This is a genomic window from Paenibacillus sp. FA6, assembly GCF_051550225.1.
In the GTDB taxonomy this organism is placed as follows: Bacteria; Bacillota; Bacilli; order Paenibacillales; family Paenibacillaceae; genus Paenibacillus_AQ.
The window spans coordinates 4,450,255-4,464,561 of record NZ_CP188820.1 but is presented as its reverse complement, the minus strand read 5'-3'; the positions used below and the strand labels follow the sequence as shown (position 1 = coordinate 4,464,561).

At 35.1% G+C, this 14,307-nt stretch carries 15 protein-coding genes; 13 read left to right on the top strand and 2 right to left on the bottom strand.

What is annotated here, in order from left to right; translation table 11 throughout:
* Nucleotides 1-338 precede the first annotated feature (338 nt).
* From ACP8HI_RS20450 to ACP8HI_RS20415, 8 genes are all read left to right on the top strand, one after another.
* The gene (locus ACP8HI_RS20450) at nt 339-1,835 is read left to right on the top strand and encodes a serine hydrolase domain-containing protein (protein WP_438348003.1); all 1,497 of its coding nucleotides are present in this window, start codon (nt 339-341) and stop codon (nt 1,833-1,835) included.
* 483 nt (nt 1,836-2,318) lie between these two features.
* Nucleotides 2,319-2,843: a GNAT family N-acetyltransferase gene (locus tag ACP8HI_RS20445; RefSeq protein ID WP_438348002.1), complete on the top strand. Its 525-nt coding sequence runs from the start codon at nt 2,319-2,321 to the stop codon at nt 2,841-2,843.
* 137 nt (nt 2,844-2,980) lie between these two features.
* Nucleotides 2,981-3,778, top strand: a complete 798-nt coding sequence (locus tag ACP8HI_RS20440) for a hypothetical protein (protein WP_438348001.1) — start codon at nt 2,981-2,983, stop codon at nt 3,776-3,778.
* Between the two features lie 265 nt (nt 3,779-4,043).
* Nucleotides 4,044-4,409, top strand: a complete 366-nt coding sequence (locus ACP8HI_RS20435; protein ID WP_438351922.1) for a DUF3139 domain-containing protein — start codon at nt 4,044-4,046, stop codon at nt 4,407-4,409.
* A gap of 286 nt (nt 4,410-4,695) precedes the next feature.
* Nucleotides 4,696-5,802 (top strand): hypothetical protein, encoded by a 1,107-nt coding sequence (locus tag ACP8HI_RS20430; RefSeq protein ID WP_438348000.1) that lies wholly within the window; start codon nt 4,696-4,698, stop codon nt 5,800-5,802.
* Nucleotides 5,803-6,077: 275 nt separating this feature from the next.
* Nucleotides 6,078-6,824 carry a class I SAM-dependent methyltransferase gene (locus ACP8HI_RS20425; protein ID WP_438347999.1) on the top strand — a complete coding sequence of 249 codons (747 nt, stop codon included), beginning with the start codon at nt 6,078-6,080 and terminating at the stop codon, nt 6,822-6,824.
* A gap of 1 nt (nt 6,825) precedes the next feature.
* A complete protein-coding gene (locus ACP8HI_RS20420; protein ID WP_438347998.1) occupies nt 6,826-7,701 on the top strand; it encodes a hypothetical protein in 876 nt (291 codons plus the stop codon).
* 220 nt (nt 7,702-7,921) lie between these two features.
* On the top strand, nt 7,922-8,350 hold the full coding sequence (locus ACP8HI_RS20415) for an HIT family protein (protein WP_438351921.1): 429 nt from the start codon (nt 7,922-7,924) through the stop codon (nt 8,348-8,350).
* 213 nt (nt 8,351-8,563) lie between these two features.
* Here the strand turns inward: ACP8HI_RS20415 and ACP8HI_RS20410 are convergent, their stop codons facing one another.
* A complete protein-coding gene (locus tag ACP8HI_RS20410) occupies nt 8,564-8,851 on the bottom strand; it encodes a hypothetical protein (RefSeq protein ID WP_438347997.1) in 288 nt (95 codons plus the stop codon).
* Between the two features lie 153 nt (nt 8,852-9,004).
* Between ACP8HI_RS20410 and ACP8HI_RS20405 the strand changes: the two genes are divergently transcribed.
* The 5 genes from ACP8HI_RS20405 to ACP8HI_RS20385 all read left to right on the top strand — a co-directional run bounded on the left by ACP8HI_RS20405 (nt 9,005) and on the right by ACP8HI_RS20385 (nt 12,345).
* Nucleotides 9,005-9,223, top strand: a complete 219-nt coding sequence (locus ACP8HI_RS20405; protein ID WP_438351920.1) for a helix-turn-helix domain-containing protein — start codon at nt 9,005-9,007, stop codon at nt 9,221-9,223.
* A 227-nt stretch (nt 9,224-9,450) separates the two neighbouring features.
* Nucleotides 9,451-9,738: a TIGR04104 family putative zinc finger protein gene (locus ACP8HI_RS20400; protein WP_438347996.1), complete on the top strand. Its 288-nt coding sequence runs from the start codon at nt 9,451-9,453 to the stop codon at nt 9,736-9,738.
* Nucleotides 9,739-10,022: 284 nt separating this feature from the next.
* The gene (locus ACP8HI_RS20395; protein WP_438347995.1) at nt 10,023-10,637 is read left to right on the top strand and encodes a class I SAM-dependent methyltransferase; all 615 of its coding nucleotides are present in this window, start codon (nt 10,023-10,025) and stop codon (nt 10,635-10,637) included.
* Nucleotides 10,638-10,936: 299 nt separating this feature from the next.
* On the top strand, nt 10,937-11,623 hold the full coding sequence (locus tag ACP8HI_RS20390) for an HAD hydrolase-like protein (RefSeq protein WP_438347994.1): 687 nt from the start codon (nt 10,937-10,939) through the stop codon (nt 11,621-11,623).
* 269 nt (nt 11,624-11,892) lie between these two features.
* The gene (locus ACP8HI_RS20385) at nt 11,893-12,345 is read left to right on the top strand and encodes a hypothetical protein (protein WP_438347993.1); all 453 of its coding nucleotides are present in this window, start codon (nt 11,893-11,895) and stop codon (nt 12,343-12,345) included.
* Nucleotides 12,346-12,806: 461 nt separating this feature from the next.
* Here ACP8HI_RS20385 and ACP8HI_RS20380 read toward each other — a convergent pair whose 3' ends face one another.
* Nucleotides 12,807-14,174, bottom strand: coding sequence for a sodium-dependent transporter (locus ACP8HI_RS20380; protein WP_438347992.1), 1,368 nt, complete (start codon nt 14,172-14,174; stop codon nt 12,807-12,809).
* Nucleotides 14,175-14,307 lie beyond the last annotated feature (133 nt).

Here is a 14,307-nt window from a genome sequence, read left to right as displayed (position 1 = left end):
ACCCGTTCCCTACGGCCACTTAAGCCGCTTGAACGTTAGGAATGCGCAACGTTATCGGAAATCAGCGCAAAAAATTAAATCATCTAAAAACTTACAGAACTAAGTGAGGATAATTCTATGGATAAGGAAATTAAATCTCTATTTAATCGTGAATCTTAAAGAAAAGAATTAAATGGCTTCAAGAACTTCGGTTTTCTAGGCCATAACGGCACCAAGCAGGTAATTATGGATGGTGTATAATCATATAATTTGGTTCGTTATTGTTTCAACGTGCGAACTTATGATTTTTTATATTAGTTCAATAATATTTTAGAAGACTTACAAAAGGGAGAATTACAATGAAGAAAATACTAACTAGAACAGGTTCATCTATAGCATGTGTCATCCTGTTTATCGTGATAATTACTACTGTTGTTTGCTGGAATGAACTTGGAACTTTGTTTAAGGCAGGGAATTATGATAATGAGGATAATATGGTGGAAACCATAATGGCCAAATCAGCGTCTCCAGGAGTGGCTATGGTATTATCAGAGCAGGGCGAGACAAAATATAAGTTTTACGGATATGCAGATGTTAATAATAATAAGATGGTTACTGAAGAATCGTTGTTTGAATTGGGATCGACTACTAAGGCGTTTACGGCTTTGGCCATAATTTTGTTAGCAGATGAGGGATACTTATCTTACTCAGATTCTATTTCAGATTATATTCCTTGGTTTGAGCCAACCTTTAAGGGTGGGAAGGTTAATATTAGTATTAATCAGTTGCTAGCACATACAAGTGGAATTCCGTCATGGACTATTCGGTTAATTCCAGAAGGTACTACAGGGGATATGCTTGAAAAAACCATACATAATATTTCAGACATTGCATTAGATACACATCCGGGGACAGAATATAATTATGCAACCGTTAATTATGATATTTTAGCGATGATTATTGAGAAAGTTACAGGTAAAAGCTATCAGGATTATGTTACTGAAAATATACTGGTTCCATTAAGAATGACAGACAGTTATTTTTCAACAGGTCAGGAAAAGGAATCTGATAAACTTACCAAAGGATATCGTGTATTCTTTGGAAGAAGCCTAGAATATGATGCCCCTAGATATTATGGTAATATTGCAGCAGGATATTTGGTAACAAATTCAAAGGATTTAGAACGTTGGATTAATGCCCAGATGGGGATAGGCGAGATACCGGATAATCTAATGAATGCTATTCAACAATCTCATGAAGTCGACATAAAAACAGCTGGATATGAAGATAAGAATCAATACTATTCATTCGGATGGAGTATTGATACGAAAAATAGAGTTGTTAGTCATAGTGGAATGAATCCTAATTATTCCTCGCAGGTTATTATTAATTTAGAAAAGCAGCAGGCCATATTTGTTCTGGCTAATTTGAATTCAACTGCATCATCGCTAATTGCTAATAATATATATGAGAATATGAATGGCAATCATATGAATAAATTTAATTATGATGACGAGTATGTATTAATTGATTTGGTATTTTCATTCTTAGTAATAATAGCAGTCGTTATCTTATGTCTTCAAGCAATTAAACTCGTTAGAGGAATAAAACTAAATATTAAAGATGAGAAGACAAGGTTCAGAAAAATAATAGGAAGTAGTATCGGACTTATCTTAAGAATTATGCTTTTGGTATTGGTAATTATCTGGCCTTATCTATTAAACAATAATTATTTAATGATAGGGGTGTGGATGTCGTATTCAGTATATATGTGGATAGGTATTACTGCTATCAATTGCATTTTATCGATTATAATTAATATTAAAAAAATAGGAATAATTAGAAGCAGTTTATAAAAACAATTAGAGGCGAAAAGTTTGGGTACAAGATGAATAGGATAAGCAGGCATTAAGTTTTTATATTAATAATATGAAGAATGATATTCCTTATACTGATCTTGATTTTTCAAATCTTTAAAGAAGAATAGGTATATTTCGAAGAAGGCGCTGACATCCTATAACAATGAATTTTTGCTTCGTCGCTGACGCTCCTTGGTCGCCAAGAGGTATTTCGGAGAAGTGGAATCAGGCGACACATCCAACCGGCTAAGTCTGACGACCCGGTGCTACGCACCTTAAGCCGCTTGAACGTCAGGAATGCGGGTACGTTATAATCGGGGCAAACCCAATATAAAAACTCGAAATCTCATAAAATTATTAAAAGACACTACCAATTTTTAGGGCAAGTGATATCTTTATTTTAAATAAAAATGTATTTCATTAAATTGAAAAAAGATAAAACCAAAAGAACTATTTTTTATGAATGAGGGGAGATGTCGAATGCAAGTAGAAACCCAAAGACTAATCATTCGTGACTTTAATATGGAAGACTGGGTAGATGTACATAAATACGCATCAAATCATGTAGTAACTGAATATACGATTTGGGGACCGAATAGCAAAGCTGAGACAAAAGCATATATAGAGCAGCAAATCACAAAGAAACAATCTATCGACCGAACCGATTATGAATTCGGAGTAATACTTAAAGAGACAAATATATTAATAGGTGGATGTGGAATTTATATCAAAGAAAATAATGCTGAAATAGGCTATTGTTTTAACCCCGAATTTTGGGGTAGTGGTTATGCTACAGAAGCATCAAAAGCAATGTTAATGCTCGGATTTGAAAACTTCAAAGTGCATAGAGTGTTTGCGACATGCCGTCCCGGAAATATAGCATCAGCCAATGTTTTGAGAAGAATCGGTATGAAACAAGAAGGTCATCTAAGGGAACATATGTGGCACAAAGGGAAATTCCATGATTCTTATTTATTTTCAATAATAGAAGATGAGTATTATTGAAAATATCAATAAATATTAAAAAGCTAGAAAATATGAAACATATCAAAAATATATAAGAGGATATCAATTATTTAGGGAAACTCGAAGAAGGTCCCGACAACATACCAACACAGCATTCCTACTGGGGGCATTCGCCCTTGATCGCTAAGAAGGATTTCCAAGGGGGTTATTCTGGCGATACATTCAACCAGCTAAGTCTGACGACCCGTTCCCTTTGGTCACTTAAGCGGCTTGAACGTCAGGAATGCCAAACGTTAGCTGAAAGTCTCGAAGAGAAAAAACATGAAAGGAGAAAGTGTATGACAATAGTTGGGATATTAGGGACGATTCATAATCAAGAACTAAGAGAGAAATATAATAGTACTCTTAACCTCTATAAAGATATTATTCAAGAGTTCGACCCAGATATTATCTGTGGTGAGGTTCATCCACAAAGTTGGATTAAGTACTTAAAAGATAAAAATGAAAAGGGATACTGGGGAGAACCAGCAAGTGAATATTGGGAACTTATTTTTCCATTATGCGAAGAAATGAAAATAGAGTTTGTACCTATTGATTGGTTTGAATTAGACGTTTGGAATAACTTTGATCCATTTGACGATTATCCTGAAGAGAAACGTAAAGAATTTGAAAAGTTTGATGATGATTGGTTTTTAAAGCAAATGAGCACTCATTCCTTTGGAAGGATTCCTTTTAACTCGGATGAATTTGATGAAGTAACTAAACAAAAATATGAATGGCTATATCAGGTCAACCCAAAAGATCAAAACTTGAGATGGGTAATCAGAAATCAAATAATGATACAAAGAGTTAAAAATACATATTTAAAAAATCATGAAAAAAGAATTCTTTGTATTATAGGAGCAGATCACAATTACATCTTCAAAGAAGAATTAATGCAAGAATCTATTAAATTGATATATCCCTTAAGATAATTCGAAGAAGTCGAGACCCCTCAGATAACACTTTTCATTTCTACGTCGTCGATGACGCTCCTTGGTCGCCAAGAGGGTTTTCAGAGAAGCAATTCAATTCAGGCGACACATCCAACCGGCTAGGTCTGACTACCCGGCACTTTGTGCCTTAAGCCGCTTGAACGTCAGAAATGCGGGTACGTTATCCGAAACCTCTGAAATTTTGAATTTAAGAAAACTTACAGAAGAAAATCAATAAAAACCAACAAATAATAAAGTGAAAGGAATGATTATTATAATGAACAAGAAAATAAGAATTATAGTAATCATAATGGCTATCCTAGTAATTACATTAGTAGTAACCCCAATTATTTACGTACAGGTGAACAAAATTATATATGCAGATAGAGTAATTGATTATCTGTTAGAAGAAGAAAATTATACTAGAGAAGAAATAGAATCAGTAGAAGGAGTATGGGGAATAAAATTACCGTCATTTTATGCGGTAGTAACTTTTAAAGATGAACCATATGTTGAATATGTATATTTTGCACATAACGAAGTATTGCAGTTTAGTTATAGATTTACAGCAGAAGGTAAGGAAAAAGGTATTACTAAATCGGATTTGAAACATAATGATCCATTAGAGTAGATAAAATGAAAGATTAAGATAAATAAACAGATCCCGCTGTTTCGATGAGGTCAAAGGCATCGGATAACACCGTGTCTACGCCGCGTCACATTCGCTCCTTGGTCTACCGGTGATATTTCAAGGAAGTGAAATCAGCAGATAACCCTGCACCACCTAACCGCGTCGCGGCCGGGACTGTAGTCCCTTAAGGTGGTGAGGGTTCGTAGATACAAGAACGTTAGGCGAAAGATCGGTAACAAGTAAAAAAACGACAATTGTGAGATTGCACACAGAAGGCGGATTTTAAATGAAAAACATACTAATTGGTAATGGAATTACGATACAATTTGGTGGAAGTGATTACTTGAATTCTAACATTCTGAAAAGAGTAGTGAACAATATTAAAGAAGAAAGTTTTCCGAAGGAAATATATCCAATGGAACTTGAGCAATGGATTCAGTATCTATTTAGTCAATTGAATAATATTCTTGATGGAGTATATGATCTTTATGTCGTGACTGAAAGTGATAACATGGCACTTTCAGATTTTAAACAAAGATACAAAAGTAGAAACTGGTACACAACATTTCATTCTCTTGGATTTGAAGATTATTTTTTTATACATAACTTAGTCTGTATTAAAAATGGTGTTGTAAATCCAGAGAAATATAATACTAGGGAAGCATTAAGAGTATCTCTATTAGATTCTATATACAACTCAGGTAAAATAAATATGATTCACAAAAAGTATCCTCTTGAATTAAGAGATTATTTTCAAGGATATAATAATATATTTACAACAAATTATGATAATAATATTGAAGTTTTTAGTGATAGGGAAGTTAATTATTTACATGGAGCATTTCATATTTTAGATGATGTTTATAACCCAGATAGTTTAAGAAATCAGCTTAGTGATAGACCGCTGGATAGTGGGTTAATTGTGTCGGGGTATGATCATTTGTATTCTAATGCATTGACAACTTACTCAGGGGAAACAAAAGATTCTATTATTAATATGCGAAAGTCAGCGAATATAGCGATTTCAAAATTTGTGGATGGTATGCAAACAAAACCCGAACTTATGTCTGAAATTGAAGAGTGGAAAGAATCAGATAATCAAATTGTTAGGAATATGTATGAATCAATTATGATAAAACTTGAGAATCCGGAAGTGTCTTTTTCAGAATATGATGCTCTTCAAAAGTTTTCTGATATTGAAGGTTCAATCACAATATTGGGTCTTTCGCCTAACAATGATAACCACATATTCAAAGAGATCCTGAACAACCAAAGAATTGATGAAATAATCTACTACTTTTATGATGAGTCTGAGGGAAATAGAGTAAGAAATCTGTTTGGAAATAAAAAAGTAACGAGAAAAGATGTGAAGAAATTTTGGGAGCAGTTCTAAGAAGCTGATCCTACGCCTAACAAGACATTCTTGCTTTGTCGCTATTGCTCCTCGGTCGCCAAGGGAATTTTCAGAGAAGTGTAATCAGGCGACACATTCAACCGGCTAAGTGGCATAGCCACCCGGACCTACGTTCCTTAAGACGTTTGGACGTCAGGAATACCAGGGATTATCTGAAAAATACGTAAAATATATAAAAAGAGGTAACCCAATAAATGACTAATAGGTAAACAAATAAGTAGCGAACAAAATTTATATTAGAGGAGGTCATCAGGATGAACAAGAATAGTGTTTATGAAACAAACGGCTTCTATTGGGATACAAAAGGAAATGATTTTTTAGGAACAATCGTGCTTCCCTTTTATGGAGCATTTGTCTCAGAAGAAAAATGCCAACTTTTTGGCGATGTCTCAGGAAAAAAGATGTTAGAGATAGGCTGTGGAAATGGTCAATCCCTGCAATATCAGGGGGATCGCAAAGCATCTGAACTATGGGGGATGGATATATCAGAAAAACAAATTGAAAAGGCAAAGCAACATTTGACGGCGTGCGGTCTTTCGGCAAAATTGATCTGTTCTCCCATGGAAGAAGAATGTGACATACCCGTAGATTATTTTGACTTTGTTTATTCGATTTACGCCATAGGCTGGACAACCGATCTTGATGGTACCTTTTACCGGATCGCTTCTTACCTAAAAAAAGACGGCGTATTTATTTTCAGTTGGTCTCATCCTATACACAAATGTGTTGTTGAAGAAAATAATAGCTTTGCATTTAACAAGTGCTATTTCGATGAATCTTGGTATTCGGTATCTCCTGATTTTTGTCAAGGCGCGCTAACCTTATCTGACCGTAAACTATCAACCTATATAAATGCGTTGGCTAAAGCAGGGTTTGTTATTGAACAAATGATTGAAGAATCCGACAATGAAATAATGCAATTGCGGGATGAAAACAGTGATTTTGTAAAAAGAGCGAAGATGTTTCCTGTAACCTTCGTTATCAAAGCAAGAAAACTTTAAAATGACTGAAGAGGAATCCCCAAAAATAAGTGAGTTAGTAGCCCGAGGGAGAGCTGACATCAGACAATATATTCACGCATCGGGCGCATACGCCCTCGGTCTGGCAGAAGGATTTAGGGGAAGTAGAGGCATCCGGCCACACCCAGCATTCGCTGGGCGTCGTGAATACGGGAACGTTATAAGAAATCCCCGCAAAACTATTAGAAAGAGGAAACAATCTATGAAGATACTTATCTCTCAGCCAAACCATGAAGGAGATCTTGAACAACTCCAAACTGAACTAGCTTTAGATTATGATTTTGATGCCGTGTTATTTCCTGAGGGTTACATCAAAGATAAAGATAATGTAGCTAGAGCATGTGCGTTAGCAAATAAATATAAGAAGATGATCATTACAGGCTATAGAGATAACAACAAAGATAGAGCATTAATAATTAATCAGTATGGCGAGATCATTTTAGAACGTGCAAAGTCACCCATGAATGTTCGTTTATATACTCCTTCTGCAGTTGAGGTTAATGGTTCTAAGATCGGCTATTTGTTATGTGTGGAATTATTGCAAGGATTACTTGGATTAGAAGAATATGATACAGGTTTAGCTTATATTGCACATCCGATAGGTGTAGGAATGTTCAGTGAGGAACAATTTGATGAGTGGATTTCTGAGGCCAAGAGAATCGCGGTTAAATATAATACGATGATACTGGGTACAAGTCATGCAGATGGTTCATATAGAAACTGTGGTATTTCAATACCAATATCTTATTGTATTGATAGAGTTGGAGAGCCTGTTTTCATTGCTAAGAATGATTTAAGAACAAGGATAATTAACCTGAAAACAAAAGAATATGAATTTATTGCAAGGGCTCTTGTATAGATTATCAAAGTAGGCGGGGACATCTTATAACACAGCATTCCTACTGCGGTCATTCGCCCTTGATCACCAAGAAGGATATCAGAGAAGTTAATTCAGGCGATACATTCAACCAGCTAAGTCTGACGACCCGGACCTGCGTTCCTTAAGCCATTTGGACGTCAGAAATACGCAACGTTAGGTGAAATTACTGTTAATAAAACAATAGAACGGATGAACAATGATGGAATGTTTAGGGTGCAGAATAGCAAACCAATTAGAACCAGAAGTGAATGTAGTGTATGAAGACAAATACTTAGTCTGTGTATTGGATATCGCCCCTTTTAATGATGGGCATCTATTAATATTACCAAAAGAACATTATGTAGATGTTGAAGAGATAGATGAAACGACATTAAGTGCAATTATGAAGGCATCAGCAAGGATGTCAAAGTTACTAAAGAAAGTATTTAAAGCTGAAGGAATAACATTTTGTCAGAATGGTGGTTTGTTCAATGATTTGAAGCATTACCATATGCACGTAATTCCAAGATACATGGGAGATGGATTTAGTTGGTCTGAGCCAAAAGATGAGTTCAAGACAGAGAGAACATTAAGAGAGATAAATTTACTATTACTTAAAGAATTAGAGAGTAACTCAGGAAGACAGTAACATCACCTAACATTGAATTACCACAGCGGTCGCTATGCTCCCTTGGCCGCCAAGAGGAATTTTCGGAGAAGTGAATTCAGGCGACACATCCAACCAGCTAAGTGGCAAAGCTACCCGGACCTACGGTCCTTAAGCCGATTGGACGTCGGTAATACGCCAACGATATAGGACAGGGTCGAATTACAGTAAAAGAAAAAGAGAGTCAGTAGACTCTCAATTTATTGAAGTATGTAATTCATTGAAGAGATAGAGTGCATCTTTAAATCCTTGTAAATAGATGCTTCTTTCAAGAATGGATTGAAGAGAAATTTGCGCATCTTCATAAAGGAAAATGCTATGTTGAAGATGATGTGGAAGGGATTCTTGAATTAGTTTGAAATACTGCTCGCAATCAGAAGATAGTTGTTTGTAGTCTGATTGTGTTTTTGATAGATTACAGTATAGCGACTCTAGGCGACTGCGAATTAAAGGTTCCGCCAAAACTTCTAAGGATTCAATCATGAATAACATACCCCCTCTGGTTAACTCTATAGAGTTATTATATAACCTCTAAGTATCAATTGTAAAGTGAAATAATAACTTCATAAGGTTAAATGGTGGTTTTCCATTGAAGAATATGATGTTCAGAGATAATATAGTGATTATAGGAGGGGAATAGATTTGATAAAATGCAATATAAGAACACTTATGGCCGAGCATCGAATTGATGACATAACAGAGTTAATGACCAGATCAGGATTGAGTCGAAATTCGATTAATAAATTATACAGAGAAGTAAATATAGAGACGACAAAATTAGAAACATTATTTAAACTGTGTGATACATTTGAGTGCAAGCTGTCAGACTTAATAGAATACAAACCTAATAATTAATGATCATAAACATTGAGGGAATAATCAAAGAAGAACCCCGTCGTATAACAATGCATCTACACTGCGGGGCTTTCGCGCCTTGGTTGTCAGCTGTGAAATCATAGAAGAATATTCAGACAACACACGACCCGGCCTAAGATAAAAGCTATCTAAGGCTGGGTCGCGTCGTAGATGCGCGAACGTTATCCGAAAACCTCGAGTCATTATAAAGATCAAAGAAGAAAAATATGAAAAAATGTTTGAATTGTAAGAAAGAGTTCAAGTACACACAAGTATTAAGATCTGTTTTACCTCGGTTTAAGTGGCAACTTGTCTCCTGTAATGACTGTGGAAAGGGTCATAAGATCACCTTTTCTTCTCGATCTGTAGTATCTATTTTGATAACAGCTTTTCCTATCCTATTGGTTCAATATGTTTTCCAAGAACCCTCATTTTTCAGAGATTTATTATGGTTTTCTGCTTGGGTAATAACGATATTAGCAATTTCTCCATACATAATTAAATATAAGGAATAATTATTAACCATATTAAAAGTCTCTATAAATACAAGGGCAGTAAAACAATTGTTTTGAAGATTCGAAGAAGTCGAGGTCATCGGATAACATTACATTTCAGCGTCGTCGCTGACGCTCCTTGGTCGCCAAGAGGGTTATCGAAGAGGTGAATTCAGGCGATATATTCAACCAGCTAGGTCTGAGGACTCGGACCTACGGTCCTTAAGCTGCTTGAACGTTAGGAATGCTAAACGTTAGCTGAAATTGATGTAAACTATTTTTAAAAAATCCAAGGAGCTGTCCATATGGATGTAGAAATTAAAAACACATTAATAGAAAGCTATAATGCAAATGCAGAATTAAGAGATAAGTTTGAGATTCAAAGTTGGAAGCTCAATGAATTAAACCGATTCATTTCCTATTTTAGTAACATAGTTGGTTTAAAACTCCTTGATATTGGTGCAGGTTCCGGTCAACATAGTCAGTATTTAAAGTCAAATGGTTTCGATGTGCTTAGTATTGATATGAGTCCAGAAATGATCAAATCATGTCTCAACAGAGGGTTAAAGGCTCAAGTGATGGATTTTTACTCGTTGAAGTTAGAAGAGACCTCGTTTGATGCAATTTGGTCAATGAACGCATTACTTCATGTTCCTAAGAGAAGGTTGGATATTGTTTTAAATAATATTAAGACTGTATTGAAGCCAGGTGGACTTTTTTACTTAGGTCTATATGGGGGTTATGATAGCGAAGGAGTTTGGGAAGAAGATCCATATAAACCTAACCGATTTTTCTCGTTTTATAAAAATGAAGATATAGAAGTTAAAGTTAAAGAATACTTTGATGTAATGAATTTTGAAGTGGTTCCAATGGTTGGTATGAACACAGACTTTCAATCATTCGTTTTGAGAAAGAGATAAATTCTAATAGTTAATTCAAAAAAGTCATCACATCAGCTAACATTGTATTATCACAGCGATCGCTACGCTCCCTTAGTCATCAGGAGGAAGTATCATAGAGGTTAATTCAGGTGACACATCCAACCAGTTAAGTGGCAGTGCCACCCGGACTTCCGGTCCTTAAGGCGCTTGAACGTCAGGAATGCGCAACGTTATCGGAAATCAGCGTAAAATTAGTAAAAACTAAAAACTATGTATTTATTAGTTTCTTAAAATAGCTTAAATAAATGAAAAAATTAAAAATAGATGGGAGGAGTATAATGGTTAAAAATTTTTATTGTGAACGAGATTTCGTACAACGATCACTTATCTTCGATATGGACGGCACACTTTTTCAAACAGATACGATTTTAGAAATATCACTAGGAGATACTTTTAATCATTTATCTTCTCTAAATCAATGGGATAAAGAAACTCCCATAGAGATATATCGCGAAATAATGGGTGTGCCTTTACCGAAGGTGTGGGAAACTTTGTTGCCAGATCATTCAAAAGAGATACGAGAACTAGCAAATTCTTATTTTATAAAGATTTTAGTAGAGAATATTAGAAATGGTAAAGGTGCTTTATATCCTCATGTAGAGGAAGTTTTTAATTATTTAAAACAGATTAATTGCCCATTATATATAGCAAGTAACGGTTTAACGGAATATTTAATGGCTATTGTGAAGTTCTATAATTTAGATAACTGGATTGTTGAAACATTTAGTATTGAACAAATACAATCATTAGATAAAGCAGATTTAGTTAAGGCTATTATAAAAAAATATAATATTCAAAAGGGAGCAGTTGTCGGAGATCGTCTATCTGATATAAATGCAGCAAAAGAAAATGGTTTAGTAGCTATAGGATGTAATTTTGATTTTGCACGTGATGAAGAACTTTCACAGGCTGACATTGTAATTGATGACTTGATTGAATTGAAATTAATTGTACATCAATTATAAATAGATGCTACTAGTAAGGTGATTAGATTAATATTTATGTATTCCGAGGAAGACGATGACATCCGATAACAACATTTTCTCGCTGCGGACATATGTCCTTGGTTGGAAGAGGAAAGCACATAGAAGAATATTCAGCAACACAGAACCCCACCTGATGAAAGCGAAAGCAAATAGAAGGCGGGGTTCCGTCGTGAACCTAAAGACGTTGTACGCAATTACTGCTATAGATTAAGACCAATGAAAGCGGTGAGTAATTATTGATAAGTTACATGAAGGATATGAGCGATCAATTGAAACGGATATGTTTAGATCTGAGACCCTTATCTTTAATTAATAGAGAAGAATTTGATGAATTTTATTCTTTGTTAAATAAGTATCAACATGAGATAAATAGATTAAATGTTCTGCCCAAAGATTTTGCTTGGGCATTAATTTACACTTCATATTCTATGATAAACCAATGTAATTATACAAAATATACAGATGACTTGATGAATGAGTGGGATAGATATAATAAAGCGATTTTAAGAGTTTTTAAATCAGAGGTTAAAGTTGATTTAGATATTTATTGGATTAATAACAACATATTTAGAAACGAAAATGAAGTTCTTATAATTGATCTCTCTATATTTCTACAACATCTATATAGCTTAATAAAAAATAATGAGATCGCCAAATATAATATAATAATTCAGGTAGCTCTGAATCGTTTTATGACATAAGATTGCGTTAGTAGTTCAGGAAGGCAGTAGTAACAGCGTAAAATATTACATTCCTACTTCGTCGCCGAGGCTCCTCGATCGCTTAGAGGGATATCTAAGAAGTAGATTGAGCGATACATCGAGTCGAATAAGTGGCAACGCCACCCAGACCTACGGTCTTAAGTCGATTAGACGTCAGGAATGCTAAACGTTAGGCGGAATTGCCATTAAGAATACCTTAAGCTGATCTTGAGATAAGTGTATTAAATGCCTAAAGAAAGCATCATTAAGAATGATGCATTTAATTATGGGCTGGATTGGCGACTACATAGGACATCCACCGGACCAATCTTATAACTTAAAGTATTCTGCATTCTTCATAAAAAAGGTGCTGGAAGTTAAGCAGAAATCCCTGCTAACCTCCAGCACTTTTCGCTCTCACTCATTAGTCATTCAAATGATCAGTGGTTTCAGGTTTCATACTAAAAAAGCGCAATGATTCGATCAAGTATGCCAGTAATATCAAGAAATACGATGATAATGACTAATGGAATAATGAACCTCATGATAAAAAACCAAATATTAAATGCAGTAGCCCCTAACCGAGAATGCTGTAATAGTTCCTCTCGCAAAGTACTTTTCTTAATCTTAAGGGGTACGAAAATAGAGATTGAGAAAACGCCTAGTGGCATTAAAATATTACTAACTAAATAATCGGCTGAATCAAATAAATTGTTCGAGAAGATTAAAATATCAGCAAAGACACTATAGGATAATGCAGAGGGAATGCCTACTACCAGAATTAAAATACCAACAATAAAGGCATATTTTTTTCTGCTCTTCTCTTTTCCTTTAACCATCGACGCTACAATGATTTCTAACATAGAAAAAGCCGAAGTTAATGTGGCAAATAAAAACAATGCTAGAAAACCTAATAAGAAAACTTCTCCAAAAATAATTTGATCAAACACAGCAGGCAATACAACAAACAACAAACCAGGTCCTTGAGCGGGTTCTAAACCTAGTGAGAATACAGCTGGGAAGATGGCTAATCCTGCTAATAAAGCAATCAATAAATTCATTGTAACGATTGAAATAGCCGGTTGAATTAAGCTTTCTTTTTTGGAAAGATATGAACTATAAGTAACCATGACGGACACTCCGACACTTAAGGAGAAAAAAGCTTGACCCATCGCGAATAGAACACTTTGAGATGTGATATGTGAGAAATCAGGTGCTAGAAAGAATTTCACACCTTCCATGGCGTTGTCGAGTGTAAGTGAGCGAATGATTAGAACAATGAATAGAACAAATAAAGCGGGCATCAAAATTTTACTTACTTTTTCAATGCCATTTTGAATCCCTTTTGCTACAACCAAGACTGTCATGGTCAAGAATACAAATTGAGCAACAATAACCAAGATAGGATTTCCAATCGTCACGTTAAAGACGGATCTATAATCGGCTCCTGGACTAATGATTCCCCCAAACAAACCTTTAACAAAATAGATAACGATCCAACCACCAATGACACTATAAAAAGACAATAGAAGAAAGCAGGCAAATACCCCTAACTTTCCAATCCAATGCCAATGACTATTCGGAGCTAAACTACGATAAGCACTAATGGCTTCCTTTTGCGTGCTTCTTCCAATAATAAACTCTGCTAATAACAATGGAAAACCCATAAATAAAGAAAACAAGATAAATAGAAGAAAGAATGCCCCTCCCCCACTGATACCCGTAACATAAGGAAGCTTCCATATTGCGCCTACTCCTATAGCTGAACCTGCTGCTGATAAAATAAAACCAATCTTCGATGACCATTGCTCTGTCTCTGTTGTTTGCATGCTAATCAATCCTATCTTTTGTATGATGTTCTCTATAAAAAAAGTGAAAGACAAAAACAGCCACGTCTCTATCTTTAACGATAGGGACGTGGCTGTTCACGCGGTACTACCCTAATTTGGAAACAAACCTTGT

Excerpts from the sequence above, each read along its gene's own strand:
- ACP8HI_RS20450 (WP_438348003.1), top strand. The coding sequence starts at position 339 with ATGAAGAAAATACTAACTAGAACAGGTTCATCTATAGCATGTGTCATC.
- ACP8HI_RS20445 (WP_438348002.1), top strand. The coding sequence starts at position 2,319 with ATGCAAGTAGAAACCCAAAGACTAATCATTCGTGACTTTAATATGGAA.
- ACP8HI_RS20435 (WP_438351922.1), top strand. The coding sequence starts at position 4,044 with ATGATTATTATAATGAACAAGAAAATAAGAATTATAGTAATCATAATG.
- ACP8HI_RS20430 (WP_438348000.1), top strand. The coding sequence starts at position 4,696 with ATGAAAAACATACTAATTGGTAATGGAATTACGATACAATTTGGTGGA.
- ACP8HI_RS20425 (WP_438347999.1), top strand. The coding sequence starts at position 6,078 with ATGAACAAGAATAGTGTTTATGAAACAAACGGCTTCTATTGGGATACA.
- ACP8HI_RS20420 (WP_438347998.1), top strand. The coding sequence starts at position 6,826 with ATGACTGAAGAGGAATCCCCAAAAATAAGTGAGTTAGTAGCCCGAGGG.
- ACP8HI_RS20415 (WP_438351921.1), top strand. The coding sequence starts at position 7,922 with ATGGAATGTTTAGGGTGCAGAATAGCAAACCAATTAGAACCAGAAGTG.
- ACP8HI_RS20410 (WP_438347997.1), bottom strand. The coding sequence starts at position 8,851 with ATGATTGAATCCTTAGAAGTTTTGGCGGAACCTTTAATTCGCAGTCGC.
- ACP8HI_RS20400 (WP_438347996.1), top strand. The coding sequence starts at position 9,451 with ATGAAAAAATGTTTGAATTGTAAGAAAGAGTTCAAGTACACACAAGTA.
- ACP8HI_RS20395 (WP_438347995.1), top strand. The coding sequence starts at position 10,023 with ATGGATGTAGAAATTAAAAACACATTAATAGAAAGCTATAATGCAAAT.
- ACP8HI_RS20390 (WP_438347994.1), top strand. The coding sequence starts at position 10,937 with ATGGTTAAAAATTTTTATTGTGAACGAGATTTCGTACAACGATCACTT.
- ACP8HI_RS20385 (WP_438347993.1), top strand. The coding sequence starts at position 11,893 with ATGAAGGATATGAGCGATCAATTGAAACGGATATGTTTAGATCTGAGA.
- ACP8HI_RS20380 (WP_438347992.1), bottom strand. The coding sequence starts at position 14,174 with ATGCAAACAACAGAGACAGAGCAATGGTCATCGAAGATTGGTTTTATT.